Here is a 25,873-nt window from a genome sequence, read left to right on the forward strand (position 1 = left end):
GAGATCACCCCAGCCCGGCGCGCCGGTTGGCGCGCAGGTAGAGAAGCGCGAACACCAGCGAGATGACGATCAGGACGTTGCCCAGGGCGGCGCCCTGCCCGAACTCGAACTCCTGGAAGGACAGGTGGTAGGACTGCGTCGCGATCGTCTGGGTGGCGTTCGCCGGCCCGCCGGCGGTGAGCCCGAGGATGATGTCGAGCACCTTGATCGTGTAGACGACGCCGAGCACCAGCACGACGTTCACCACCGGACGCAGCAACGGCCACGTGACGTGCCGGAACGCGCGCCACCCGGTGGCGCCGTCGAGGGCCGCGGCCTCGTAGAGCTCCTCGGGGATGTCCTGCAGGCCCCCGTAGAGGATCGTGGTGTTGAACGGGATCCCGATCCAGATGTTGACACCGATCACGGCGATGAGTGCCAGAGACGTGCTCGTGAGCCAGCCCGGGTTCTCCCCGACCAGGCCCAGCGCGCCGAGGAACCGGTTGAGCGCACCGTTGTCCTGGTCGAGGATCCAGCGCCACACCGCCCCGGAGACGATCAGCGGGATCAGCCACGGCAGGAGCAGCAGCGACCGCAGCAAACCGCTGAGCGGGAAGCGGCGCTGGAAGAACACCGCGATCCCCAGCCCGATCACGAACTGCCCCGCGATCGACCCCACGGTGAACAGCACGGTGTTGAGCAGCGCCTGGTCGAACACCGCCGACGTCAGGACCGCGCCGTAGTTGGCGAACCCGACCCACGGCGCCTCGCCCGTGTAGAACGTGGCGGTCGTGTACTCCTGGAACCCCATCAAAACGTTCTGCACCACGGGGTAGCCGAAGAAGAGCAGCAGGTAGGCGACGGCCGGGAGCAGGAACGCCAGCTGGAGCAGCCGCTCCCGGCCCCGGGCCGAGGCCCACGGCGCGCGGTGCCGCTCGACGGGCGAGGGACCCTGCGCCGTCGGGCTCGGCGGTGCCACCGTCATGATCGGCGGCCGGTCGGTGGTGGCGCCCCCGACCGGCCGGCTGCGCTCAGCCATTCTGGGCCTGGCGCAGAGCGGCGTCCGGCGTGGCGCCGCCGGTGATCGCGCTCTGCACGGCCGTGTAGATCTTGGTGGCGGCGGCGGGCCAGTCGGCCCCCAGCTTGGCGGTGCGCGACCGCGCGGTCTTCACCTGGTCGGTGAACGCGGCCATCTTCGGCGCCTGTGCGACGAACGAGTCCAGCAGCGCGGTCTTCGTCGGCACTGTGCTGCGCTTCGTCGCGAGGTCCATCTGGTTGGCGTCGGAGTTCAGGCAGGCGACGATCTCCGCGGCCTTCTTCTGACGCGCGTCGTCGCCGGTGCGGGGGAGCGTCCAGGTCTCGCCGCCGAGGGGAGCGACCTCGGTGGCGCCTGCCTGGGGCACGGGGATCGGCACGACGCCGTACTTCAGGCCCGCGATCTCGTCGAGCACGGGGAACTGCCACGGACCGTTGACCATCATCGCCGCGTTGCCAGCGCCGAACTGCTCCGCGACGTCGGCCTGGGTCCAGTTGACGACCGACCTCGACGCGGATCCCGAGCCGACCAGGTCGACCCACAGCTGCAGGGCCTGCGCGACCTGCGGGCTCGCGATGTTCGCCTCGTCGCCGCCGTTGGACCACATGAACGGCAGGAACTGCCAGGTGCCCTCGTAGTTCGCGGGAGCGGAGAACGCGAGCCCGTACCGGTTGCCGGAGGTGAGCTTCGCGGCGGCCGCCTTGAGCTCGTCCCACGTCTTCGGCGGGGTCACGCCGGCCTGGGCCAGCATGTCCTCGTTGTAGAAGAGGCCGATCGTGTTGGTCACCGGCTGGAGCCCGTACACCTTGCCCTCGTAGGTCGAGGCGCTGACGATGCCCTCGGCGTAGCCGTCCGCGGAGAGGCCGAAGTCGGTGACCGGGTTGAGGGCGCCGGTCGCGGCGATCTGTTGCAGGTCGGGGTTGTCGATCATCAGAACGTCGGGGAGGGTCCGGGACGAGGCCTGCTGCAGGACCTTGGCGATCAGCGACGCGCCGGGCACGGCCTCGCGCTCGATCGTGACGCCTGCCTGCCGGCCGCACGCGTCCAGGGTCTGGGCGTAGACCGTGCGATCGGGTTCGTTGTTGTAGTAGTCGAGAACGCGGATGCTGGTGACCGGCCCGCCGGAGCCGCTCCCACCACCTCCTCCGCAGGCAGCGAGAGCGGCTGCCGCTACGAGCGCGGTGGCCGTCGCCAGTGCGGTTCTGCCCAGTCGTGCTCCTCGTCGAGCCATGTCTGGTCCTCTCGTCGATCTCACTGTCGATACGTATCGATCGCGGCCCGTCGGAACCGGTACGACCGCAGCCCGCGGTCAGGGGGAGGGGAGGGTGGTTCGTCGTCGGGTCAGGCGTGGGGGGATGAGCTGTACGAGCTCGGAGGGCGGCTCCTGGCCGCGGTCGAGCAGCTGGAACAGGATCTGCATCGCCCGCCGCGACACATCGCGCGGTTCGAGCGAGACGTTGGTGACCGACGGCGTGACAGCCTCGGCGGCGGCGTCGGTGCACAGCGCGATGAGGGACAGGTCGCGACCCGGGTGGAGCCCGCGATCCACCAGGACCTGCAGCACCGGCTGGAGCGCCTGCGAGTTCGGCACGACCACCCCTGGCCGCTCCCCGCCGACGGCGAGCACCTGCTCCACGGCGGCCTCGGCGCCGTCCCGGCCCGGCGCCACCGGTGCCACCACCTTGAGCGCGACCCCGTGGGCGCTCGCCGCGTCAGTCGCCCCGCGCTGGAAGCGGCCGACGAAGTTGACGTCGCGCTCCACCACCTCGGCCGGGTGCCCCACGAGGACGACCCGCCGGTGCCCGAGCGCGGCCAGCTCGTCCACCGCCATGCGTCCGGCCAGCGGAAAGTCCAGGTCGACGCAGTGGAGGCCGGCGTTGTCGCCCGGGACACCGATGAGGATCACCGGCACACTCAGCGTCGCTGCCACCGGGATCCGGGCGTCGTCGGTCTCGATGTCCATCATCACGATCGCGTCGCACAGCGACCGGCCGGCCAACCGCTTCAGCCCCGCCGACCCCTCGTTCGCGGTGACGAGGAGGACGTCGTGATCGGCCTCCCGCGCACAGGACGCGATGGTCTCGATGAACGGCAGCAGGCCCGTGGTGTCGGCGCCGGGCGTGAACGGCACGACGAGACCGATCACCTGGGTGCGCTGGCTCGCAAGCGCCCGGGCCCCGGCGTTGGGGTGGTAGGTGAGCTCCTCGATAGCCGCCTCGACGCGGCGGCGCGTCTCGGCCGAGATCGAGCGTCGGCCGCTCATGACGTAGGAGACCGTGCTCTGCGAGACCCCCGCGACCCGGGCGACGTCCCTACTGGTCACCATCCGGCGTCGCCCCCCGTTGGTGTCGATACGGATCGACAGCTCAGTGACCGTAGTCATGGACGGGAACGACGTGCAAGACCTTGCGGCGATGACTGTCGGAACCCGACCGCCGAGGTCCCCGTGCGTCGGCCACCGGCCTCATCTCGGACCGGCGGCCCAGGCCGTGATCAATACTTCGGGCCTGGCAGCAGGACATAACCCGGCCGGCGGGCCTGAACCGGTGATCATGCGGAACATCAGCACCCGCGACCCGGTCCCGGCCCGGCAGTCGCCGTCGTCCGAGATTGGCTGCGGCCCGTCGTGCGGTGCGCGGTATGGCCTGGGAGATCTGCCACGAAGCCGGGGCACTCTGTTTGGGCGCCCGGCCCGTTGATCAGTTCGTCAGGCCCGGCAGCGGTGCATAACCCGGCTGCCGGGCCTGAACCGGTGATCTTGGTGACCCAGAACCCCCGGCCCCGGCGGACCACCGTCGGAGCGGCGCCCCGCTGCGTCGGGCGGGCAGCGGGGCGATCGGGCAGGAAATCGGGGGACTCGTGCCGGCGCGCCGCCCGTGGTCCTTGATCAACGTTTGGGGCCCCGACGCGGCACGTGACCCGGTTCCTGACCCCGAACCGATGATCATGCGGAACATCAGCACCCGCGACCCGGTCCCGGCCCGGCAGTCGCCGTCGTCCGAGATTGGCTGCGGCACATCGTCCGGCGGGGGTGCCGCGCAGCCGATCGGCCGCCAGGAGAGGCACTCCGCTGCGCTGGCCCGGTCCGGTGATCAATCCTTGGGGCCTTGCGGCAGGACGTGACCCGGCCGCCGGGGCCGAACCGGTGATCATGGCGACCCAGAACCCCCGGCCCCGGCGGACCACCGTCGGAGCGGCGCCCCGCGGGGTCGGCCCTGGCAGCGGGGTGATCGCGTAGGAAATCGAGGCACCCGTGCCGGGTGGGCCGCCCGTGGTCTTGATCAACGTTTGGGGCCCTCCCGCAGTACATGACCCGGTTTCCGACCCCGAACCGATGATCATGCGGAACACCCGCACCCTCGACCCGACCCCGTCTCGACGGTCGCCGTAGTCCGAGATCGGCTGCTGCCGTCGTCCGGCGGGGGTGCCGCGCAGCCGATCGGCCGCCAGGAGAGGCACTCCGCTGCGCTGGCCCGGTCCGGTGATCAATCCTGGGGCCTGGCGGCAGGACATGACCCGGCCGCCGGGTCCAAAGCGTTGATCACGTCCGAACCTGCACCGCGCAGCCGATCGGCAACGAAGCCGAGGCACTCCGCTGCGTCGCCGGCCCCGTGATCAATACTTCGGGCCCGGCAGCGGTGCATAACCCGGCTGCCGGGTCCAAAGCGTTGATCATGTCCGAACTCGCACCGCGCCCCTGACCCCGGCCTCGGGGGGCCAACGTCGGAGTGGCAGCCCGCTGGGTCGGCCAGATAGCGGGGCGATCGGCCAGGAAAGCGGGGCACCCGTGCCGAGTGCGCCACATGTGGTTCTTGATCAACGTTTGGGGGTCCGCAGCGGCACATGACCCGGTTTCTGACCCCGAACCGATGATCATGCGGAACATTGGCACCTGCGACCCGGCCCCGGCCCGGCCCCGGCCATCGTCCGGAATCGGTGGTGAGCCATCAAGCGGCGGTGGCCCGTGGGCGGGCAATGTCGACGCTACGGTCACCCACAGCCGACGCCCTCACCGTCCCAGCCGCCCCTCGGCTCCTTGATCAACGTCTCGGGCCCCGCAGCAGCACATGACCCGGTTTCCGACCCCAAACCGATGATCATGATGAGCAGGGAGGTCCGGTGGCCGGCTACACGGAGCACCTGGACGGCCCACCGGGCGAGCCGCACTCCGCCGAGCCCGGCGAGCGGCGTCCATGTCCTCAGCTTCGGCTCAGCGGCCGCGCCATCCGCCGGAACTCCGGAGATCCGCAGCTCAGCACCGGCACGGACCTGAGCAGGCCACGAATCCGGAACCAGCGGCCGTCGGACGATAGGCGCGGCAGGAGCATGTCGACCGCGCGGCGCCGCTCCGAAGCAGCCCGCACAGCCGGCCGATCTTTCCCGGAATCCCACCCGGTGCAGCACGGTTCGCCCGGACCCCGCGCGTCCGACGGCCCGGGGGGCATTCCGATTGTGCCGCGACCGCGCTCCGGGGCAGCGCGCGTCGATCCGGCCCCAGTACCCTGGGACGGGTGTTCGACACCCTCTCCGAGCGCCTCAGCGGCACCCTCGCCAATCTCCGTGGCAAGGGGCGCCTCTCCGACGCCGACATCGACGCCACCGCGCGCGAGATCCGTATCGCGCTGCTGGAGGCCGACGTCGCGCTGCCGGTGGTCCGCGGATTCATAGCGCGCATCAAGGAGCGGGCCAAGGGCTCGGAGGTCTCTGGCGCGCTCAACCCCGCCCAGCAGGTCGTCAAGATCGTCAACGACGAGCTCATCGCGATCCTCGGTGGCGAGACCCGCCGCGTGCGGCTCGCGAAGGAGCCGCCGAGCGTGATCATGCTCGCCGGCCTCCAGGGTTCCGGTAAGACCACCCTGGCCGGCAAGCTCGCCCACTGGCTCAAGGGGCAGGGGCACACACCGCTGCTCGTGGCGTGCGACCTCCAGCGGCCCAACGCGGTCAACCAGCTGCAGATCGTCGGTGAGCGGGCCGGTGTGCCGACCTTCGCCCCGGAGCCCGGCAACGGCGTGGGCGACCCTGTCGACGTCGCGCGCCGCGGCGTCGAGCACGCCCGCGAGAAGATGTATGACGTCGTCATCGTCGACACCGCGGGCCGCCTCGGTGTCGACGAGGAGTTGATGCGCCAGGCCGCCGACATCCGCGACGCCACCCGCCCCGACGAGACGCTCTTCGTCGTCGACGCCATGATCGGCCAGGACGCGGTCGCCACCGCCGAGGCGTTCCGCGACGGCGTTGGCTTCAGCGGCGTGGTGCTCACCAAGCTCGACGGCGACGCCCGCGGTGGCGCTGCGCTGTCGGTGCGGGAGGTCACCGGCGAGCCCATCCTGTTCGCGTCCAGCGGTGAGAAGCTCGCCGACTTCGACGTCTTCCACCCCGACCGGATGGCCAGCCGCATCCTCGGGATGGGCGACCTGCTCACGCTGATCGAGCAGGCCGAGCAGGCGTTCGACGAGGAGCAGACGGCCAAGGCCGCAGCCAAGATCAGCTCGGGGGAGCTCACTCTCGAGGACTTCCTCGAGCAGATGCTCGCCGTGCGCAAGATGGGGCCGATCGGCAACATCCTCGGCATGCTCCCGGGCGCCAACGCCGGGCAGATGAAGGACGCGCTCGCGCAGGTCGACGACAAGCACCTCGACAAGCTGCAGGCGATCATCCGCGGCATGACCCCGGGGGAGCGCGCCGATCCCAAGATCATCAACGGGTCGCGGCGGCTCCGCATCGCCAACGGCTCCGGCGTCTCCGTCACCGACGTGAACGAGCTGGTCAACCGCTTCTTCGAAGCCCGCAAGATGATGAAGCAGATGGCCGGGCAGTTCGGTTTCGGCGGTCGCAGCGCCACGCGCAAGCAGGCGAAGGGCCGCAAGGGGAAGAAGGGCAAGGGCCGCGGCCCCACACCGGCCCGCGCCGGTGCCCTGCCGGCCGGGTTCGGGGGCGGCGTCCCCGACCTGTCGGGGCTGCCGCCGTCGTTGCGTGAGCTCCCGCCGGGGCTCGACCAGCTCCCGCCCGGCTTCGACCCGAGCAAGCTGAAGTTCCCGAAGGGCAAGTAGCGCGTGTACCGCGTGCGGGGGGTGCTGCTCGGGCCAGGCGGTGACGAGCAGACGGTGGAGTTGTTCGTCGACGGGTCGGGCGTGCTCGTCGACCGCATCCCGGGCGCCGAGACGCTCATCGACGGCGGCTGGATCGTGCCAGGGCTCGTCGACGCGCACTGCCACATCGGGCTGGGCTCGTCCGGCGCCGTCGAGCTCGAGGAGGCCGACGCGCAGGCGCGCACCGACCGTGATGCCGGCACCCTGCTGATCCGAGACTGCGGCTCGCCGCTCGACACCAGCCCCCTGCAGGCGCGTGCCGACCTGCCCGAGATCATCCGCGCAGGCGTGCACGTTGCTCGGCCCAAGCGCTACATCCCCGGGGTCGCCGCCGAGCTCGACGACCCGGCGCTCTTGCCCGACGTGGTCGCCGAGCAGGCCGCGGACGGCGACGGCTGGGTGAAGCTGGTGGGGGACTGGATCGACCGGTCCGTGGGGGATCTGGCCCCGCTGTGGCCCGACGACGTTCTCGTCGCTGCGGTGGAGGCGGCCCACGCGGCTGGGGCCAGGGTCACCGCCCACGTGTTCGGCGCCGACGCCCTCCCGGGCCTGATCCGCTCCGGTATCGACTGCATCGAGCACGGGCCCGGCCTCAGCGACGACCTCATCGGGGAGATGGCCGCCCGCGGCACCGCGCTCGTCCCCACGATGATCAATCTCGACACGTTCCCGGCGATCGCCGACTCGGCCACCAGATACCCCACGTACGCGGCGCACATGCGGAAGCTGCACGCGGGAGCGGTGGGCGTCGTCCGGCGGGCCGTCGAGGCGGGGGTTCCCGTGTACGCCGGCACCGACGCGGGCGGCGGGATCGTCCACGGGCGGCTGCCCGATGAGATCGAGGCCCTGCACGGGGCCGGGATGTCCGCCACAGCCGCGATCGGCGCCGCGAGCTGGTCGGCCCGCCAGTGGCTCGAGCGTCCGGGGCTGCAGCCCGGTGCGCGGGCGGACCTCGTGGTCTACCGGTCCGACCCCCGGGCCGACCTCTCGGTCCTGCGCGAGCCGGCGCTCGTGATGCTCCGCGGACGGCCCGTACACGCCACGGGCTGAAGCGGGCGGTTTGCACGCTGTATTCCGGCGTGATCACGCCTGCACTCCGAGGGCAGACGCCCGCAGCCAAGGGCCGGTAGCGTCGGATATGTGGCAGCAACGGACGGGAACGAGTCACCCGAGGAGGGTTCGCGAGAACCCGACGTCCCCGAACCGAACGACGCCGGTCCAACCGGCGCCAGCAGCAGCCTGACCGGTAACGCCGCCGCCGGCGCAACGAGCGAGGGCAGCCCGGACAGCAGCGGCAACGGCGGCTCGCCCAACAGCAACGGCTCGAACGGCAACGGCCACAACGGCGCCACCCACAACGGGACCGCCAGTTCGCCCTGGGCGGCCCCGGAATGGTCCCCGTGGTCACAGGAGGCGGCATCAGGTGCGCCGGCAGAGGCCCCCGGCGCCGCTGTCGCCCAGCCCGGACCTGGTCCGTACGCCGAAGGTTCGTACCCATCCGGTCCTTACCAGCCCTATGTGGCGGGGCCGGGGACGTCAGGCCCCTACCCGGTGTATCCGCCGAGCGCCTACCCGTCGATGCCGGACCCCCACCCGTCCGCGCCTCCGCCCACGGGCAGGCGGTCGCCCCGGCATCCGGCGGGGCGGGCGCTCACCGGAGTCCCGGTCCGCACCCACCGCTGGGGCCTGGGCGCGTACGTGCTCGTCGAGGCCGTGTTCCTGCTCACGTCCGTGCTGATCGGCTGGGCCGTGCTCGGCGACATGCCGGTGGTGGCAGGGCTGATCCTCGCGCTCGCCGTGCCCACTGTGCTGGCGGCCACCACCGCGGTGGTGATCACCGTGCTGCGCGGCAACGGGCCGCGCACCGACCTACGCCTGCAGTGGTCGTGGAGCGACGTCGGGCTGGGCGCCGCGTTCGGGCTCGGCGGGCTGGTCCTCACGGTGCCTGCCTCGCTGGTGTACGTCGCGATCGTCGGGCCGGACGCGAGCTCGGCGGTCGGGGACGTGTTCGGCTCTGTCAGGACCGGTCCGGTGCTGGCCGCGGTGGTGTTGGTGATCGTGGTGTTCCTCGCCCCGCTGTGCGAGGAGATCGTGTACCGGGGCTTGCTGTGGGGCGGGATCGAGCGGCTCGCGAACCGCTGGGTGGCCTTCGGCGTGACGACTCTGCTCTTCGCGATGGCCCATTTCGAGTTCACCCGCACGCCGCTGCTGCTCATCGTCGCGATCCCGATCGCGGTGGCGCGGCTGTACACGGGCAGGCTGCTCCCCAGCATCGTCGCGCATCAGGTGAACAACCTCCTCCCCGGAGTCGTGCTGATGCTCGGCCTCCTGGGCGTCATGCCGACCGGGTGAGCCGGCGGCTCCGTGCGTCATCGCCCGAAGGTGTCTGGCAGAATGACGGATCGGTCATGCGGCTGGCCCTCTACCGTGCCGCGGCCGCACACGTCGACGAAGCGCTGCCCGTAACCCCACGCGAGCCGCGCGGACTCACCACAAGCACCACGATCCGCGAGGAGCAACGACCAGCGTGGCCGTCAAGATCAAGCTGATGAGGCTGGGCAAGATCCGTCAGCCGTACTACCGCATCGTCGTGGCCGATGCCCGCAGCCGCCGCAGCGGCCGGGCGATCGAGACCATCGGCAAGTACCACCCGAAGAACGAGCCGAGCCTGATCGAGGTCGACTCCGAGCGGGCGCAGTACTGGCTGGGCGTGGGTGCGCAGCCCACCGAGCCCGTGCAGCACCTGCTGGAGATCACGGGCGACTGGCAGAAGTTCAAGGGCCTGCCCGGTTCCGAGGGCACCCTCAAGCCGCAGCCGGAGAAGGCCGACAAGCTCGCCCGCTTCCAGGCTGCGCTCGCCGCCGCGAGCGAGGAGCCCACCACCGAGGCCACCACCCCGAAGAAGCGGGGCGACCGCCGGCCCAAGGCCGACTCCGCCGAGGGTGAGGCCACCACGGCCACCGAGGCCACCGAGTCGTGAGTGTCCTCGCGGACGCTCTCGAGCACCTCGTCCGGGGCATCGTCGACCACCCGGACGACGTGCAGGTGGAGCTCGTCACCACGCGCCGGGGACGCACTCTCGAGGTGCGCGTGCACCCGGAGGATCTCGGCAAGGTGATCGGTCGCGGAGGCCGCACGGCCACCGCGCTCCGCACGGTCGTGGGTGGCATCGGCGGCCGGGGCGTGCGGGTCGATGTCGTCGACACCGACCGGTAACGGCACCGCCGAGCGCGCGCCGCGGGCGAGTATCGACGCAGTGCGAGCGACGTCGGGTACCGACAGCACCGAGTTGCTCGTCGGGATCGCCGCTCGGGCCCACGGCCTGCGCGGCGAGCTCGTCGTCGACGTCCACACCGATTCGCCCGACGAGCGGTTCACGTCCGGCTCCGTGCTCACAGCACGGCGCGCGGGCGTGCCGGACGCCGTGCTCACCGTCGAGTCCACCCGGCCGCATTCCGGCCGGCTGCTCGTGCGGTTCGTCGAGGTGCCCGACCGCGACGCCGCAGAGGCGATGCGCGGCGCCCGCCTCCTGATCGGCTCCGACGCGGTTCCGCCGCCGACGGATCCGGACGAGTTCCACGTCCATCAGCTCGAAGGCCTGCGGGCCGAGCTGGAGGACGGCTCCGTCGTGGGGTCGGTCCGTGAGGTCGTGCACGGTCCGGGCGGGGAGCTCCTCGTGCTGGTCCGGCCCGGCCGGCCGGATGCGCTCGTGCCGTTCGTGCGCGCGATCGTGCCCACCGTCGACCTCGACGGCGGCAGGGTCGTGCTCACCCCGCCCGAGGGCTTGCTCGACCTGGAATGAACCGAGCCACGTCACGGCCCCCGCAGCACAGCTGCGGGGGCCGTTCTGCTTTTCCGCCCATTTTCGAGACGGTGTCAACCAGGGTTGACGCGGCCTCGTTGTCAACGTAGGTTGACAACATGACGGATGCGACGAAAGTGGCGGCAGCCGCGTCGAGCAGAGACCCGGCTGTCGGCCTGGCCGCGGTGGCGTCCCTGCGGGTGCTGCTCGAGTCATTGGAAGAGCTCCAGGTCACCAACGCGCGGGCGCAGGGGTGGTCCTGGCAGCAGATCGCCGAGGTGCTGCGGGTGAGCAGGCAGGCAGTGCACAAGAAGTACCGCCGGTTCGGGTTCTGAGGGGAGCGGGGAGATGTTCGAACGTTTCAGTCACGAGGCACGCTCGGTGGTGGTATCCGCGCAGGAGCAGGCGCGCGACAGGGCGGCGGACTCCATTCGGAGCGAGCACCTGCTGGCCGCGATGGTCATGGGGCGGCCCAATCCTGCTGCCGTGATCCTGAAGTCCCTGGGCGTCGACGGCACCGTGGTGGATGCGGAGATCGGCCGACTACGGCCGGATGGAAACCCTCCTCCGGACGCCGAGGCGCTCGCTACCCTCGGTATCGACCTCGACGAGGTGCGCAGGCAGGTCGAGGAGGCTTTCGGGCCGGGCGCATTGGAACGCACCCGGGCCGCACGCGGACGCGTCCCGCGCGGTCACCTCCCGTTCGACCGCGCGGCGAAGAAGGTGCTGGAGCTGGCCCTGCGCGAGGCGCTGCGATTGAAGCACAACTTCATCGGAACCGAGCACATCCTGCTGGGGATGCTCCATTCGGAGGTCGGGGCGGCGCAGCGGATCCTCGCGTCGCACGGAGTCGGCCTCGACGCCACGCGCGTGATCGTGGACGAGCTGGTCCGCGGCCGGCAGGCCGGCTGACCGTCCCGCGTACGGTGCCCCGGTGCGGATCGACGTCGTCACCATCTTTCCCGCCTACCTCGCCCCGCTGCGGGAGGCGCTCCTGGGCCGGGCCATCGCGGCGGGGCTCGTCGAGCTCGCGGTGCACGACCTACGGAGCTGGACGCGCGACGTCCACCAGGCCGTTGACGACTCCCCCTACGGCGGCGGGCCCGGGATGGTGATGCGCCCGCAGGTGTGGGGGCAGGCGCTCGACGACGTGCTGGCGGAGAACGGCCCGGCACGCCTGGTGGTGCCCACACCGGCGGGCAGGCCGTTCACCCAGGCCACGGCCGAGGCCTGGGCCACCGAGCCGCGCCTGGTGTTCGCCTGTGGCCGGTACGAGGGGATCGACCAGCGGGTGATGGACGAGGCGGCGACCAGGATGCCCGTCGACGAGGTGAGCATCGGCGACTACGTCCTCGTCGGCGGTGAGGCGGCCGTGCTCGTGATGGTCGAGGCGGTGGTGCGCCTGATGCCCGGCGTGCTCGGCAACCCGGCTTCGGCGCAGCAGGACTCCTTCTCCGACGGCCTCCTCGAAGGGCCGGCCTACACCCGGCCGGTGACCTGGCGCGGGCTCACCGTCCCCGAGGTGCTGCGCAGCGGAAACCACGCCGCGATCGCACGCTGGCGGCGTGATCGTGCTCTCGAACGCACAGCGCAGCGACGTCCGGATCTGCTCGCCGCCATGCCCGACGACGCGCTCGACAACGCTGACCGAGAGTTTCTCACCCACCTGAGGGGCGGGTGATTTCACTGCACCCGATCGCGTCTGGCACTATGGACGGGTTGCCAGCGTCCGACGCACGTGCGTCGGGCCAGTCGGCGCCGCCGATCCTGAACGATAGGAAGGGCGCCCCCGCACGACCGCTATCACGGACCGAGGACGGATCTTCGCGATGAACACCCTGGACGCCCTGGACGCACAGCAGCTGCGCTCCGACATCCCCGCCTTCCGGCCGGGTGACACGCTCAAGGTGCACGTGAAGGTCGTCGAGGGCACTCGATCCCGCATTCAGGTGTTCCAGGGCGTCGTCATCCGCCGCCAGGGAGCCGGATCGCGGGAGACCTTCACGGTCCGCAAGGTGTCGTTCGGTGTCGGCGTGGAGCGCACCTTCCCGGTGCACTCGCCGAACCTCGACAAGATCGAGGTCTTCACCCGCGGTGACGTCCGCCGGGCGAAGCTCTACTACCTCCGCGAGCTCCGTGGCAAGGCCGCGAAGATCAAGGAGAAGCGCGAGACTCCGTCCGCGTCCTGACTGTCGCGGTCAGGTTGACGTAGCCTCGTGGACGTGGCCCTACCCGAGCTCCCCGACGACCGGCGGGCCCCGCCCCGGCGTTATCCGCCGGCGGACCAGCCGGCGCCCGGGCGATCCCAGGGCCAGCATCCTGCGTCACCGGGCGGGCCGTATGCGGGGCCCTACGGCGGTTCGCCTGCCGGGCCGGCCACGGGAGGTCAGCCCCCGGGCTACGGGCTCCCTCCGCAGCGCGGGGGCACGTACAACGGCGCACCTCCACATGGAGGCGCTCCCGGAGGTTCCTACTCGCCTCCGCGTCGCCCCGCCGGCCCACCTGTCAACGGCCAGCGGGCCCCGGAACGTCCCCCGCCGCCGAGGCGGCGCGATCCCGCCGACGACGAGACGACGGTCATCCACCGCGGCCTGATCGACGACGCCTCCGACCAGAACCCCGAGGTTCCCGGCCGGCACCGCCGCCGGGCAGGCGCAGCTCCACCCCCGCGCGACGACGACCAGTCCACGCAGGGCGGGGGCAGGAAGCGCGGCGGCCGTCGCAGGCGGCCGGCGTTCTGGAAGGAACTGCCGCTGCTCATCGTGGTGGCGCTGGTGCTGACGTTCCTGATCCAGACATTCGTCGCCAAGGTCTACGTGATCCCGTCGGGCTCGATGGAGACCACGCTGCATGGCTGCACCGGGTGCAACAACGACCGTGTGCTCGTCGACAAGATCACCTATCGGTTCTCCAACCCGGCCCCGGGCGACGTCGTGGTGTTCCGCGGCCCGGACAGCTGGAGCAGCGAGATCAACGTACAGGAGCCGACGAACCCGCTGACCAGGGCTCTGCAGGGGCTGGGGTCGCTCATCGGACTCGCGCCGCCCGACGAGAAGGACTTCGTGAAGCGCGTCATCGCGGTCGGGGGCCAGACGGTCTCGTGTTGCGACTCGCGGAACCGGGTGATGGTCGACGGCGAACCGCTCACCGAGCCCTACATCTACTACCTGCCTGCGGCGGGGCCACCGAAGCAGAGCCCGTTCGGGCCGGTCACGGTGCCCGAGGGCCAACTGTGGATGATGGGCGACAGCCGTAACAACTCCGCCGACTCGCGAGTACCCGACCACGGGCCCGTCCCGGTGGCGAACGTGATCGGCCAAGCGCGGGTGATCGTGCTACCCGTCTCGCGCTTCGGCTGGATCTCCTCCATCGACCCGCAGTCCACCGCCGTCGGCATGCCGGCGCCCGCAGCGCCGGCCGGAGCACCCCTGGGCCTCGGACTACTGGGCACGCTCCCGCTCGCGGCGTGGCGGCGCAGGTTGTACCGGCAGGATCCGGAGCTATGGGGTTTCCTCCCGGGTCGCCCCCGCTCCTGATCGCCGCAGAGACTCGGAGCCCGACCATCGGACCCGTGTCGTCCCGCCCTGCCCGCCCGGTGGAGACTGCTCATCTGATGCCCGCACGCCCTGCTCCTCGTCGTACGCCGGCCCGCCGCCCGATGCGGCCGGCGCTTCCTCCCGAGCTCCGTCCCGCCCGTGCCGTCGTACGTCGTTCCGCGGGTAGTTGGACCTTGCAATCCACGCTGCAGCGCCACGGACTCGGCCCGGTGGCGGGGGTCGACGAGGCCGGACGCGGTGCCTGCGCCGGCCCGCTCGTCGTCGCGGCCTGCGTCCTCCGGCCCGGTGACGCCAAGCGGCTCGACGGCCTGACCGACTCGAAGCTGCTCACACCCGCCGCGCGCGAGGGGTACTACGCGCTGATCACGCGCTGGGCGCAGGACAGCGCCGTGGTCGTGATCCCGCCCGAGGAGGTGGACCGGCGGGGTGTGCACGTCGCCAACATCGAGGGCATGCGCCGTGCCGTGGCGGGGCTGGCCGATCGTCCCGGATACGTTCTGACGGACGGGTTCGCGGTGCGTGGTTTCGGCAGCCCCGCGCTCGCGGTGCCCAAGGGCGACCAGGTGGCAGCGTGCGTCGCGGCGGCGTCCGTGCTGGCCAAGGTGACCCGGGACCGGATCATGGTCGCTCTGCACGACGAGTTCCCGGAGTACGGCTTCGCCGAGCACAAGGGTTACTGCACGACGGTGCACGACGCCGCGCTGACGGAGCACGGGCCGAGCCGGGTGCACCGCTTCTCCTTCGTCAACGTGCGGGCAGCCCGTGGGGACGTCGGCATTCCCGTCGGCGTCGGTGGCGGTGTCGTCGGGGCTGCCGTCGAGGACGATGACGACGTCGCCGCACTCGAGGCCGCTGCCGCTGTCGGGCTTCCCACGGCTCTGGTCCACAATGGGACAGTCACCGTCGGGCCGACCGAGGTGGGGGCAGAGGGAGGGATGGAACCGTGAGCGCCGAGGATCTCGAAAAGTACGAGACCGAGATGGAGCTCACGCTCTACAAGGAGTACCGGGACATCGTGGCCCAGTTCTCCTACGTCGTGGAGACGGAGCGGCGGTTCTACCTCGCCAATTCGGTGGATGTCGCCGCACGCAACGCCGACGGCGAGATCTACTTCGAGGTCCGCATGTCCGACGCATGGGTGTGGGACATGTACCGGCCGGCTCGGTTCGTGAAACACGTCCGGGTTCTCACCTTCAAGGACGTGAACGTCGAGGAGCTGGACAAGCCGGATCTGCGGCTACCCGGTGGCGACCAGTTCGGTTCCTGACATCGATCTTCGTCCCATTGCACCGGAATTCTCCGGGCGTCCGGTAGGCGTCCGAGCGGGCTACGGTCGCGACGTCGCCTGCTGTTCGAGCACGCCCCTCGGTGCGGGTGAGCTTGGAGGGGCGTCCGCAGCGAGAGTGGCCCGGTAGGACCCGACCCATTCGATTCCACCGATTGACACCGCTCTGCGCACGTGCGCCCGGAATGATGCGCACAACTCTCATTCGCGCGTTCCGATGTGGATTTCGTAACTGCGACGGCAAACCACCCGTCGTCCACATCGGGCACGCCGGTTCGCGGGCCCTACACCGTCCTCCTGACGGCATCGGCGTTCGCCGGGCACCGTAGACGGGGTTGTCCCCATCGCCCCCGAACTGTCCACAGTTGCGAGAACCGGCTGTCCCGGCACACACCGGACGTCGATCGTTGTCGGCATGGCAGCGAAGGACGTGCTCGGTCGCCACGGCGAGGACCTCGCGGCGACCTACCTGGAGCAACGGGGTCTTGTGGTCCTGTCTCGCAACTGGCGGTGCCGCCACGGCGAGATCGATCTGGTCGCCACCGATGCCGACCGGTTGGTGGTCTGCGAGGTCAAGACGCGCTCGGGTGTCCGGTTCGGCGAGCCCGCGGAGGCCGTCGACCGGCGCAAGGCAGCCCGCATCCGGCGGGTCACCCAGGCCTGGCTCGCCGCCCACCAGGTGCGGTGGTGCGAGATCCGGTTCGACGTGCTCGCGGTCGTCGCCGAGCCGGGCAAGCCGGTTACCGTGCGCCACTACGAGGCGGCGTTCTGATGGGGCTCGCGCGCGCCTGGTCGGTCACCCTGCTCGGCGTGGAGGGCCACGTCGTGGAGATCGAGGCCGACGTCGGCGGTGGCCTGCCAGGGGTCCACCTGCTGGGCCTGCCGGACGCGGCGCTGCACGAGTCCAAGGACCGGGTGCGGGCCGCCATCGTCAACTCCGGGTGCACGTGGCCCAACGAACGCATCCTGCTTGCGCTCTCGCCCGCCACGCTCCGCAAGGCCGGCAGCGGGTTCGATCTCGCGCTCGCGTGTTGCATCCTCTGCACGTCCGAGGTGGTCGGCCAGCGGTCGCTCGACGGCACCGTTCTGCTCGGCGAGCTGGCGCTCGACGGGAGGCTGCGTCCGGTGCGCGGGGTGCTGCCGTGCCTGCTGGCCGCGCGGACCGCCGGGATGCGACGGGTGGTGGTGCCGGCCGCCGCTCTGCCCGAGGCCGCGCTCGTCGAGGGCATCGAGGTGCACGGGGCACACAGCCTCGCCGAGGTGCTGGCATTCCTGAGGGGCGAGTACGACCTGCCTCTGGCCGTTCCGGTCGCGGGCCACGAGGGTGCCGAGCCGCCCGACCTCGCCGACGTCGTCGGGCAGGACGACGCCCGGCACGCGCTGGAGATCGCGGCAGCGGGCGGCCACCACGTCCTGCTGGTGGGCCCGCCAGGCACCGGCAAGACGATGCTCGCGCAGCGGTTCGTCGGGCTGCTCCCGCGGCTGGGCCCCGACGAGGCGCTCGCCCTCGCCGCAGTGCGGTCGGTGGCGGGAAAGCTTCCGCCCGGAAGCGGGCTCAGCACCGTGCCGCCGATGGTGGCGCCCCACCACTCGAGCTCGATGGCCTCGTTGCTGGGAGGGGGCAGCGGCCTGGCCCGTCCCGGCGCAGTGTCGCTCGCCCACCGGGGCGTGCTCTTCATGGACGAGGCCCCGGAATGGGGAGCTCAGATGCTCGACGCCCTGCGCACCCCGCTGGAGGAGGGCGAGGTACGGCTCGCCCGGGCCGACGGCACCGTCCAGTACCCGGCGCGCTTCCAGCTCGTGCTCGCCGCCAACCCCTGCCCGTGCGCTCCCGCCCACGACCGCGACTGCGTGTGCTCCTCCCTGGTGCGCCGGCGCTACCTGGGGCGGCTGTCCGGCCCCCTGCTCGATCGGGTCGACCTTCGGGCCCGGATGTTCCCGGTCACCGCACTCTCCGACGCCTCCGGCCTCGCCGAGAGCACGGCCACGGTCCGGGAGAGGGTCCTGGCTGCCCGCGCGGCGGCAGCCGAGCGCTGGGCCGGGCAGGGCTGGCGCACCAACGCCGAGGTGCCAGGTCCGGTGCTGCGCACCCGGTTCGCCCTGCCCCGCGGCGCCGTCCGGCCCCTGGACGCAGGGCTGCGCGCGGGCGAGCTCACCGCCCGCGGCGCCGACCGCGCGCTGCGCGTTGCCTGGACTCTGGCCGATCTGGCCGGTCGCGACCGCCCGGATCGCGAGCTCGTGGAGACCGCCCTCTTCTTCCGCGATCGGAGGGCAGCATGACCGAGCAGGTGTCCGCGAGCGCGCCCCAGGTCGCGGAGGACGTTCTGCTCGCCAGGGCTTACCTCTCGCGGGTGGCCGAGGCCCCCGCCGTCGCGCTCGCGGGGTTCGTCGCCGAGGTCGGTCCCGTCGAGGCGGCGCAGCGGGTCCAGGAGGGACGGGTGAGTGAGGCCGTAGCGGGGGAGACGGGCGCCCGGCGGGTCGTCCAGCGGGCCGCGGCCGATCTCGACGCTGCTGCGGCCGTCGGCGCCCGGCTGATCACGCCCGAGCACCCCGAGTGGCCACAGTGGCCGTTCGCGGCGTTCGCCCTCACCGGGCAGCGCGAGCTTGCACCGCCTCTGGCGTTGTGGGTCCGTGGTCCCGGCCTGCTCGCCGAGCTCTGCGAGCAGGCCGTTGCAGTGGTGGGCGCACGCGCGGCCACCAGCTACGGCGCACACGTAGCGGGAGATTTCTCGGCGGGCCTGGCCGACCGCGGATTCACCGTCGTCTCCGGCGCCGCGATCGGCATCGACGGGGCGGCTCACCGTGGCGCGCTCGCCGTCGAGGGGCCGACGGTCGCGGTCCTCGCTTGCGGTGTCGACCGGGCCTACCCGGCGGCGCACCAGATGCTGCTCGCGCGAATCGCGACGAGCGGACTCGTCGTCAGCGAGTACCCGCCAGGGTCGGTTCCCGGGCGCCACCGGTTCCTCGTACGCAACCGGCTGATCGCGGGGATGGCCGCGGGCACTGTCGTGGTGGAGGCGGGATTGCGCAGCGGCGCACAGCGCACCGCTGCCGACGCGTCGGCCCTGGGCAGGTTGGTGTTGGCGGTACCGGGCCCCGTCACGTCGGGGCTCTCGGCGGGCTGCCACCGCCTCCTCCGGGAGGGAGCGCTTCTCGTGACACGCACGGAAGAAGTGCTGGAGGCGGTCGGCCGGCTCGGGCTCGACCTGGCCGACCCACTCGGTTCGAGCGACTCGCGGCCCACCGACGGTCTCGATCCCATCGCGGCCGTGGTGCATGACGCGCTGCCGGCTCGGGCCCACCGCGACACACGGTGGCTCGCGATGGAAGCGGGCGTGCCGATCGGGGCGGTGCGCGTCGCCCTCGTGGATCTGGAGCGCCGAGGCCTCGTGGAGCACTGCGACGGCCGATGGCGTCGTCCTCGCGGCGAACAGCCCTGAACCGTGCTGCGTCGTCTGATGCGAGGTCCGCAGGCGCTGGCATCAGCTTCACGATGTGGGGGCCGAGTGCACGCCAGTGCCTGGCCACCGGCGGGCTCGCCGGCCTCCTCCGCTTAGTGCAGTTCGGTCGGCCGCTGAACGTTCCGGCATCTGGGCCGGAGCCGGCGCGACGATGGCTGAAAGCGGCGAGTGGTGTCCTCAGGACGCACATGATCCAACTGCGTACGGTATGCATTCGCCGTAGCCCTTGACCAGGAGCGTTCCGCCGCCCACCGTCGATCTGTGACCTCGTCGGGGCAGCTCACTTCGGATGTTGCGGCGGCTCTTGAGGAGTTCCTGCGACATCTGGCGCTGGAACGCGGCCGCTCGCCACACACGGTGCGGGCGTACCGCTCGGACCTCAGCGGTCTGCTTGCCGGCATCGCGGATCTCCAGGATCTCGACCTCCCGGTGCTGCGCCGCTGGCTTGCTGCCGGACACGCCGCAGGGGCGGGTCGTTCCACCCTGGCCCGGCGGGCGGCAGCCGCCCGCACCTTCACCGGGTGGGCCCGGCGTACCGGCCGGATCCCCACCGATCCCGGAGCACGCTTGGCGTCCCCGCGACCGAATTCCGCGCTGCCTGCCGTGCCCACGGTGGCGGAGGCCACCGCGGTGCTCGATGCCGCCGGCTCGGGCGCCGCAGAGGGAGAGCCCGTCGCGCTGCGGGATCTGCTGGTCCTCGAACTGCTCTACGCCACGGGGGTCCGTGTCGCCGAGCTGTGCGGCCTCGACCTCGACGACATCGACGCCGATCGGCGGGCACTGCGCGTGGTGGGCAAGGGCGATCGCGAGCGCACGGTCGTTTACGGAGTGCCGGCGGAGGGCGCACTACGCCGGTGGCTCGCCACTGGCCGCCCGGCGCTGGTGCGCAGCGGGTCGCCGCCTGCCCTGCTTCTGGGGGCCCGCGGAGGCCGGCTGGATCCGCGGGTGGCCCGTGGTGTCGTCCACCAGGCGCTCTCCGCAGTCCCGGGCGCACCGGACGTCGGACCGCACGGACTGCGGCATGCCGCAGCAACACACATGTTGGAGCGCGGCGCGGACCTCCGCTACGTACAGGAGTTGCTCGGTCACGCTAAGCTAGCAACCACTCAGCTCTACACGCACGTCACCGTCGAGCGGTTGAAGGTGGTTCATGAGCAGGCGCATCCCAGGGCGTGACCGTGTCCTGGTCCAGTCGGCGCAGCTCAGAGCCGTGGGACCGCCGGTCGTCATGGCCACAGTGGAGCCTCCGCCCGAACACGCGGAGGCTCTGGAGCCCGGTGACGCCTCCGTTCGAGCGGTGGAGCCGTCACCGGTCGATGACGTCTGGGCCGCTTATCTGGAGCAGCCGACGCGTGCGCTCCGCGACCGACTGGTGGTGCACTACACGCCACTAGTCCGTTCGGTGGCCAACCGTGTGGCCGCCGGACTGCCGTCCTACGTCGAACACGCCGACCTGGTGCAGTGCGGAATCTTCGGGCTCATCGACGCGATCGAGCGGTTCGACCCGCAGCGCTGCCCGCGGTTCGAGAGCTATGCCGGCCAACGCATCCGCGGCGCGATCTTCGACGAGCTCAGGGCGCAGGACTGGGTGCCTCGCAGCGTGCGGGGGCGCGTCCGTGAGCTCGAGCGGGCCCAGGAGCGGTTGGAAGGGCGTCTGCTGCGCGCGGCGACCGAACGGGAGCTGGCCGACGAGCTGGGTGTGGCGGTGGACGAGCTGCGCTCGTTCGCGCGGCAGGTACAGGTGATCAGCGTGGAAGCGCTGGAGGAGAGCAGCGGTGGCGTGTCGGAGCTGCTCGCTGACGACAGTGCCCCCGACCCCATGGCAATCGTGCAGGCGCATGAGACGTTGCGGCAGCTCTCGGCGGCGGTCGGGCAACTCGGCGAACGCGACCGCACGGTGGTGCGGCTCTACTACCTCGAGAACCGGACGCTGGCCGAGATCGGCACTCTGCTCGGTGTGACCGAGTCGCGGGTGTGCCAGCTGCATTCCCGGTTGGTGGGTCGGCTTCGGGGCCGGCTCGAGGAGCTCGCCGCAGGCTGACGCCGGGACCGCTCACGTTCAGCCATCCGGCCACGGGATCGGCACGGGCAGCAGGCGCACCCGCGGCGGCCGGAGCAGTACGAGGGGGTCGAGGTACTCGTTGCGATCCCGCCGGACGCCCCAGTGCAGGCACGCCTGCGCCGCGCAGCCCGGGTGCCCGGGCTGGAGGAGCCCGATGACCTCACCCGCCCGGATCACGGCACCGGTCTCGACCGCGGGGACCACCGGCTCGTAGGTGGTGCGCAGGCCGTCGTCGTGCAGCACGGACACGAGGTCGCGGCCGCCGACAGGCCCCGCGAACACGACCGTGCCGGCTCGCGCGGCGAGAACCGGCCCACCCGGTGCTCCGCCGAGATCCACGCCCCGGTGCCCCGGCCCGTAGGGGTGGCTGGGCGCGCGGAAGGGCGTGACGACCACCGGCGCAGGGAGCATCGGCCACGCATAGCCGGCTCCCGGGGCGGCGAGCCCGGCGCCGGGCGGAGGAGCAGGAATGCCGGCTGCAGGCGGAGGCGCGATGGAGCCAGCCCCGGCTGGGGGAGCTGACGCACCGGGTGGTGGAGCAGGAATGTCGGCTGCAGGTGGAGGTGTGGTGGAGCGGGCCCTCGGGGCGGTGACCCCGCCGCCGGGCGGAGGAGCAGGAATGCCGGCTGCAGGCGGAGGCCCGGTGGAGCCGGCCCCGGCCGGGGGAACCGAAGCACCGGATGGAGGGACATCAGCCACGTCTGGGGGAGGCGCCGGGCCCGTTGCGGGTGGGGATGCGGTGGAGCCCGTTGCGGCGCTGATCGCTGTGCCGCCGACCGTGGTCGACGGACGGTGAGCAGCAGGGGCGACAGCCGGACCGAGGTCGAGCGATGAGTCCGGTGCGGGGCTTCCCGGCGCTCCCGTCCGATACGCACGTCCTACGTCGTGACCGGCGGGGTCATAGACGGTGGCCCGGTACGGGGCGAGGTGGGCGGCTTCGCCGGATGGACCGCCGGCGACCACGATCACCCCGGCACTGAGCGCCGAGGTCAGAGCCCACACGAGCGCGGCAATGCGTTCCACGCGCATCAGGCATGCGGGCCGCGGTGGCATCCTGGATGGCGCCCGCTGTCGCTCCTCGGTCACCGCCCCAGCCTGACCCGGTGGCCTGCGGTAGACACCGCCTTCGTCCCCGTTGTGGACGGCCGGGTGCGGATGTGGACAACCGAGGGATGCGAGGAGAGGGCCCTCCCCGCCTCGGCGTACACTTCTCCTGCACCCCGACTGCTGTCAGGGGTGACTTCGCGCGCTCGCGTGCCCTGCCCGGTTCGGCCATTTCAGGCCCGCCGGCGGAAACGGTGGACGGGCGGTCCCGCGCAGCTCCATGTGGGTCCGGCCACCGGCGCGACGCCAGGGCGGTGCCGCCAACCGGCGCTCCGCGAAACCGCGCGCGTGGCCGCTCAGCGGCCACGCCCGACTGAGAGGTGAACACCGGCCGTGGCCGTCGTCACCATGAAGCAGTTGCTGGACTCGGGTGTGCACTTCGGGCACCAGACCCGGCGCTGGAACCCGAAGATGAAGCGCTACATCCTCACCGAGCGCAACGGCATCTACATCATCGACCTGCAGCAGACCCTGTCGTACATCGACCGGGCCTACGAGTTCGTCCGCGAGACCGTTGCCCACGGCGGCACGATCATGTTCGTCGGCACGAAGAAGCAGGCGCAGGAGGCCATCGCCGACGAGGCGGGCCGCGTGAACATGCCGTACGTCAACCAGCGCTGGCTCGGCGGGATGCTCACCAACTTCCAGACCGTGCACAAGCGCCTTCAGCGGATGAAGGAGCTGGAGTCGATGGAGCAGACGGGGGGCTTCGAGGGTCGCACCAAGAAGGAGATCCTCATGCTCACCCGCGAGAAGACCAAGCTCGAGAAGACGCTCGGCGGTATCCGGGACATGACCAAGGTCCCGAGCGCGGTCTGGATCGTCGACACCAAGAAGGAGCACATCGCCGTCGGCGAGGCTCGCAAGCTGGGCATCCCGGTCGTCTCCATCCTGGACACCAACTGCGACCCCGACGAGGTCGACTTCCCGATCCCGGGCAACGACGACGCCATCCGGTCGGCCGCGCTGCTCACCAAGGTGATCGCGCGCGCCGCTGCCGACGGGCTCATGGCGCGTGCGGCCCGCAGCCGGGGAGACGGCGAGGACAAGCCGGAGGCCGGTGTCGCCACCGACGAGCCGCTGGCCGAGTGGGAGCAGAACCTGCTCACCAACGGTGCCGGTTCCGACGGGGCCAGCCTCACGGCCAGCGGTCCCGCGAGCGAGTCGCCCAACCCTGCCTCCGAGCCCGCGCCGGCCACCACCAGCAACGGCACGCAGCAGACCGCGGGCTGATCCCGCTCCCCGTTCGGGGCCGGTGGTACCGGCCCCGAACGTCGCTCGTCCCGACAGCCTGAAGAGAAACGGACCAGAGGCACCGAAATGGCGAACTACACCGCCGTCGACGTCAAGAAGCTCAGGGACCTCACCGGTTCCGGGATGATGGACTGCAAGAAGGCCCTCGAGGAGTCCGAGGGCGACCTCGAGAAGGCCGTCGAGCTGCTCCGCATCAAGGGCGCGAAGGACGTCGGCAAGCGCGCCGGGCGCGACACCGCCAACGGCCTCGTCGCGGCCGAGGGCGGCACGATGGTCGAGCTCGACTGCGAGACTGACTTCGTGGCGAAGAGCCCCGACTTCCAGGCACTCGCCGACAAGATCCTGCGGGTCGCGGTCGACCAGCAGCCCGCCGACCTCGACGCGCTGAAGAAGGCCCCGCTCGACGGGAGCACCGTCGAGGAGGCCGTGCTGGCGCTGTCCGCCCGCATCGGCGAGAAGCTCGAGCTCAAGCGCTACATCCACGTCGACGGGCCGGTCGCCCTGTACCTGCACCGGCGGGCCTCCGACCTGCCGCCGGCGATCGGCGCGCTGGTCTCCTACGAGGGGGCCGACGACGACGCCGCCCGGGGGGTCGCGATGCACATCGCCGCTGCTCGGCCGCAGTACACCACCCGCGACGAGGTCCCCGGCGACGTGCTCGAGAACGAGCGGCGCATCGCCGAGGCCACCGCTCGCGAGGAGGGCAAGCCCGAGCAGGTCCTGCCCCGCATCGTCGAGGGCCGGATCAACGGCTTCTACAAGGACGTCGTCCTGCTCGAGCAGGCGTCCGTCCAGGACTCCAAGAAGAGCGTGAAGGCGCTGCTCGACGCAGCGGGCGTCACGGTCAAGGAGTTCGTCCGCTTCGAGGTCGGCCAGGCCTGACAGGCCGGCTGCTCCGATCCGAGATGAGTGACGGGGAGTCATGACCGACCTTCGGACCGGCGCCGACGGCGCCCACCCCGGCTTCCGCCGCGTGCTGCTCAAGCTCGGCGGCGAGATGTTCGGCGGCGGGTCCGTCGGTGTCGACCCGAGGGTGGTCGAGACGGTTGCCCGCCAGATCGCCGAGGTGGTCGCCACCGGGGCCCAGGTCGCGGTGGTGATCGGCGGCGGTAACTTCTTCCGCGGCTCCGAGCTGCAACAGCGGGGTATGGACCGGGCGCGCGCCGACTACATCGGCATGCTCGGCACCGTGATGAACTGCCTGGCGCTGCAGGACTTCCTGGAGCGTGAGCACCACGTCGACACCAGGGTGCAGACGGCCATCACGATGGGCCAGGTCGCGGAGGCCTACATCCCGCGCCGCGCGATCCGGCACCTGGAGAAGGGCCGCGTCGTGATCTTCGGCGCCGGGGTGGGCATGCCCTACTTCTCCACCGACACAGCGGGTGCACAGCGCGCGCTGGAGATCGGGGCGGAGGCGCTGCTGCTCGCCAAGAGCGTCGACGGTGTGTTCACCGCCGACCCGAAGGTCGACCCCAGCGCGAAGCTGTTCGACGAAATCACCCACCGTGAAGTGCTGGAGCAGGGGCTGGCGGTGGCCGATGCCACCGCGTTCAGCCTGTGCATGGACAACAAGATGCCGATCATCGTGTTCAACCTGCTGGTGGAGGGCAACATTGCCCGAGCGGTGCGGGGTGAGAGGATCGGCACGCTGGTCAGCACGCCCGACTACCCGCAGGAGCAGCCGTGATAGACGAGACGCTCTTCGACGCCGAGGAGAAGATGGAACGCGCCGTCTCGGTGGCCAAGGACGACCTCGCGAGCGTCCGCACCGGTCGGGCAACGCCGAACATGTTCTCGCGAGTCGCCGTCGACTACTACGGCACGATGACGCCGATCAACCAACTCGCCTCCATCAACGTCCCGGAGGCGCGCATGGCCGTCATCAAGCCGTACGACGCCGGTCAGCTGAAGGCGCTGGAGAAGGCCATCCGCGACTCCGACCTCGGGCTCAACCCCAGCAACGACGGCCAGATTATTCGCGTCGTCATTCCTCAGCTATCTGAGGAACGCCGCCGCGAGATGGTCAAGGTCGCGCGTGGCAAGGGCGAGGATGCGCGTGTGACGATCCGCAGTATCCGTCGCAAGGCGATGGACGAGCTGCACCGGATCGTGCGCGACGGCGACGCGGGTGAGGACGAGGTCGGGCGCGCCGAGAAAGAGCTACAGGCCACCACGGACCGGTACGTCCACCAGGTCGACGATCTGGTGAAGCACAAAGAAGCGGAACTCCTCGAAGTCTGA

Annotated in this window: 26 protein-coding genes; 22 read left to right on the top strand and 4 right to left on the bottom strand. The window is 71.3% G+C overall.

All coding sequences use genetic code 11. From position 1 onward, the window contains the following. Nucleotides 1–4 precede the first annotated feature (4 nt). The 3 genes from MMF94_RS26970 to MMF94_RS26980 form a co-directional block, all read right to left on the bottom strand. Complete coding sequence (locus MMF94_RS26970) at nucleotides 5–964, bottom strand: carbohydrate ABC transporter permease (protein ID WP_379660523.1); 960 nt, start codon at nucleotides 962–964, stop codon at nucleotides 5–7. Between the two features lie 46 nt (nucleotides 965–1,010). Beyond that, complete coding sequence (locus MMF94_RS26975) at nucleotides 1,011–2,246, bottom strand: sugar ABC transporter substrate-binding protein (RefSeq protein ID WP_241040005.1); 1,236 nt, start codon at nucleotides 2,244–2,246, stop codon at nucleotides 1,011–1,013. 78 nt (nucleotides 2,247–2,324) lie between these two features. Continuing rightward, on the bottom strand, nucleotides 2,325–3,398 hold the full coding sequence (locus MMF94_RS26980; protein WP_241040006.1) for a LacI family DNA-binding transcriptional regulator: 1,074 nt from the start codon (nucleotides 3,396–3,398) through the stop codon (nucleotides 2,325–2,327). 2,128 nt (nucleotides 3,399–5,526) lie between these two features. Between MMF94_RS26980 and ffh the strand changes: the two genes are divergently transcribed. The 18 genes from ffh (at nucleotide 5,527) to MMF94_RS27075 (ending at nucleotide 21,250) form a co-directional block, all read left to right on the top strand. Beyond that, nucleotides 5,527–7,065: a signal recognition particle protein gene (gene ffh, locus MMF94_RS26985; protein WP_241040007.1), complete on the top strand. Its 1,539-nt coding sequence runs from the start codon at nucleotides 5,527–5,529 to the stop codon at nucleotides 7,063–7,065. 3 nt (nucleotides 7,066–7,068) lie between these two features. Continuing rightward, nucleotides 7,069–8,154, top strand: coding sequence for an amidohydrolase family protein (locus MMF94_RS26990; protein WP_241040008.1), 1,086 nt, complete (start codon nucleotides 7,069–7,071; stop codon nucleotides 8,152–8,154). A gap of 90 nt (nucleotides 8,155–8,244) precedes the next feature. Then, nucleotides 8,245–9,456 carry a CPBP family intramembrane glutamic endopeptidase gene (locus MMF94_RS26995; RefSeq protein WP_241040009.1) on the top strand — a complete coding sequence of 404 codons (1,212 nt, stop codon included), beginning with the start codon at nucleotides 8,245–8,247 and terminating at the stop codon, nucleotides 9,454–9,456. Between the two features lie 175 nt (nucleotides 9,457–9,631). Beyond that, entirely contained in the window at nucleotides 9,632–10,084 is a 453-nt protein-coding gene (gene rpsP, locus MMF94_RS27000) for a 30S ribosomal protein S16 (protein ID WP_241040010.1), read from the top strand. Next, on the top strand, nucleotides 10,081–10,320 hold the full coding sequence (locus tag MMF94_RS27005; protein WP_142049011.1) for an RNA-binding protein: 240 nt from the start codon (nucleotides 10,081–10,083) through the stop codon (nucleotides 10,318–10,320). Before rpsP ends, MMF94_RS27005 begins: the two co-directional genes overlap by 4 nt. 40 nt (nucleotides 10,321–10,360) lie before the next feature. Further along, on the top strand, nucleotides 10,361–10,906 hold the full coding sequence (gene rimM / locus MMF94_RS27010) for a ribosome maturation factor RimM (protein ID WP_241040011.1): 546 nt from the start codon (nucleotides 10,361–10,363) through the stop codon (nucleotides 10,904–10,906). Nucleotides 10,907–11,025: 119 nt separating this feature from the next. Then, nucleotides 11,026–11,241, top strand: a complete 216-nt coding sequence (locus tag MMF94_RS27015) for a helix-turn-helix domain-containing protein (RefSeq protein WP_241040012.1) — start codon at nucleotides 11,026–11,028, stop codon at nucleotides 11,239–11,241. Between the two features lie 13 nt (nucleotides 11,242–11,254). Beyond that, on the top strand, nucleotides 11,255–11,818 hold the full coding sequence (locus MMF94_RS43800) for a Clp protease N-terminal domain-containing protein (protein WP_379660521.1): 564 nt from the start codon (nucleotides 11,255–11,257) through the stop codon (nucleotides 11,816–11,818). Between the two features lie 22 nt (nucleotides 11,819–11,840). Then, nucleotides 11,841–12,587: a tRNA (guanosine(37)-N1)-methyltransferase TrmD gene (trmD, locus tag MMF94_RS27030; RefSeq protein ID WP_241040013.1), complete on the top strand. Its 747-nt coding sequence runs from the start codon at nucleotides 11,841–11,843 to the stop codon at nucleotides 12,585–12,587. Nucleotides 12,588–12,735: 148 nt separating this feature from the next. Continuing rightward, entirely contained in the window at nucleotides 12,736–13,095 is a 360-nt protein-coding gene (gene rplS / locus MMF94_RS27035; protein ID WP_241040014.1) for a 50S ribosomal protein L19, read from the top strand. 33 nt (nucleotides 13,096–13,128) lie between these two features. Continuing rightward, entirely contained in the window at nucleotides 13,129–14,442 is a 1,314-nt protein-coding gene (gene lepB / locus MMF94_RS27040; RefSeq protein ID WP_379660520.1) for a signal peptidase I, read from the top strand. Nucleotides 14,443–14,564: 122 nt separating this feature from the next. Continuing rightward, entirely contained in the window at nucleotides 14,565–15,410 is an 846-nt protein-coding gene (locus MMF94_RS27045) for a ribonuclease HII (RefSeq protein WP_241040161.1), read from the top strand. Next, complete coding sequence (locus MMF94_RS27050) at nucleotides 15,407–15,730, top strand: DUF2469 domain-containing protein (protein ID WP_241040015.1); 324 nt, start codon at nucleotides 15,407–15,409, stop codon at nucleotides 15,728–15,730. The genes MMF94_RS27045 and MMF94_RS27050 overlap by 4 nt, the downstream gene beginning before the upstream one ends. Before the next feature lie 433 nt (nucleotides 15,731–16,163). Next, nucleotides 16,164–16,520, top strand: a complete 357-nt coding sequence (locus MMF94_RS27055; RefSeq protein ID WP_241040016.1) for a YraN family protein — start codon at nucleotides 16,164–16,166, stop codon at nucleotides 16,518–16,520. After that, a complete protein-coding gene (locus MMF94_RS27060) occupies nucleotides 16,520–18,028 on the top strand; it encodes a YifB family Mg chelatase-like AAA ATPase (protein WP_241040017.1) in 1,509 nt (502 codons plus the stop codon). Before MMF94_RS27055 ends, MMF94_RS27060 begins: the two co-directional genes overlap by 1 nt. Continuing rightward, nucleotides 18,025–19,188 carry a DNA-processing protein DprA gene (gene dprA, locus MMF94_RS27065; protein WP_241040018.1) on the top strand — a complete coding sequence of 388 codons (1,164 nt, stop codon included), beginning with the start codon at nucleotides 18,025–18,027 and terminating at the stop codon, nucleotides 19,186–19,188. The genes MMF94_RS27060 and dprA overlap by 4 nt, the downstream gene beginning before the upstream one ends. A gap of 282 nt (nucleotides 19,189–19,470) precedes the next feature. Continuing rightward, nucleotides 19,471–20,385 carry a tyrosine-type recombinase/integrase gene (locus MMF94_RS27070; protein WP_241040019.1) on the top strand — a complete coding sequence of 305 codons (915 nt, stop codon included), beginning with the start codon at nucleotides 19,471–19,473 and terminating at the stop codon, nucleotides 20,383–20,385. Then, nucleotides 20,360–21,250, top strand: a complete 891-nt coding sequence (locus MMF94_RS27075; protein WP_241040020.1) for a FliA/WhiG family RNA polymerase sigma factor — start codon at nucleotides 20,360–20,362, stop codon at nucleotides 21,248–21,250. The genes MMF94_RS27070 and MMF94_RS27075 overlap by 26 nt, the downstream gene beginning before the upstream one ends. 18 nt (nucleotides 21,251–21,268) lie before the next feature. Here the strand turns inward: MMF94_RS27075 and MMF94_RS27080 are convergent, their stop codons facing one another. Further along, nucleotides 21,269–21,682, bottom strand: coding sequence for a M23 family metallopeptidase (locus MMF94_RS27080; RefSeq protein WP_241040021.1), 414 nt, complete (start codon nucleotides 21,680–21,682; stop codon nucleotides 21,269–21,271). Nucleotides 21,683–22,708: 1,026 nt separating this feature from the next. Here MMF94_RS27080 and rpsB point away from each other — a divergent pair. From rpsB to frr, 4 genes are all read left to right on the top strand, one after another. After that, nucleotides 22,709–23,608 carry a 30S ribosomal protein S2 gene (gene rpsB, locus MMF94_RS27085; protein WP_241040022.1) on the top strand — a complete coding sequence of 300 codons (900 nt, stop codon included), beginning with the start codon at nucleotides 22,709–22,711 and terminating at the stop codon, nucleotides 23,606–23,608. Between the two features lie 87 nt (nucleotides 23,609–23,695). Next, on the top strand, nucleotides 23,696–24,511 hold the full coding sequence (tsf, locus tag MMF94_RS27090; protein WP_241040023.1) for a translation elongation factor Ts: 816 nt from the start codon (nucleotides 23,696–23,698) through the stop codon (nucleotides 24,509–24,511). A 40-nt stretch (nucleotides 24,512–24,551) separates the two neighbouring features. Further along, nucleotides 24,552–25,319 (top strand): UMP kinase, encoded by a 768-nt coding sequence (pyrH, locus tag MMF94_RS27095; RefSeq protein ID WP_241040024.1) that lies wholly within the window; start codon nucleotides 24,552–24,554, stop codon nucleotides 25,317–25,319. Further along, a complete protein-coding gene (gene frr, locus MMF94_RS27100; protein WP_241040025.1) occupies nucleotides 25,316–25,873 on the top strand; it encodes a ribosome recycling factor in 558 nt (185 codons plus the stop codon). The genes pyrH and frr overlap by 4 nt, the downstream gene beginning before the upstream one ends.

This window comes from Pseudonocardia alaniniphila, assembly GCF_022524485.1.
GTDB classification, from domain to species: Bacteria; Actinomycetota; Actinomycetes; order Mycobacteriales; family Pseudonocardiaceae; genus Pseudonocardia; species Pseudonocardia alaniniphila.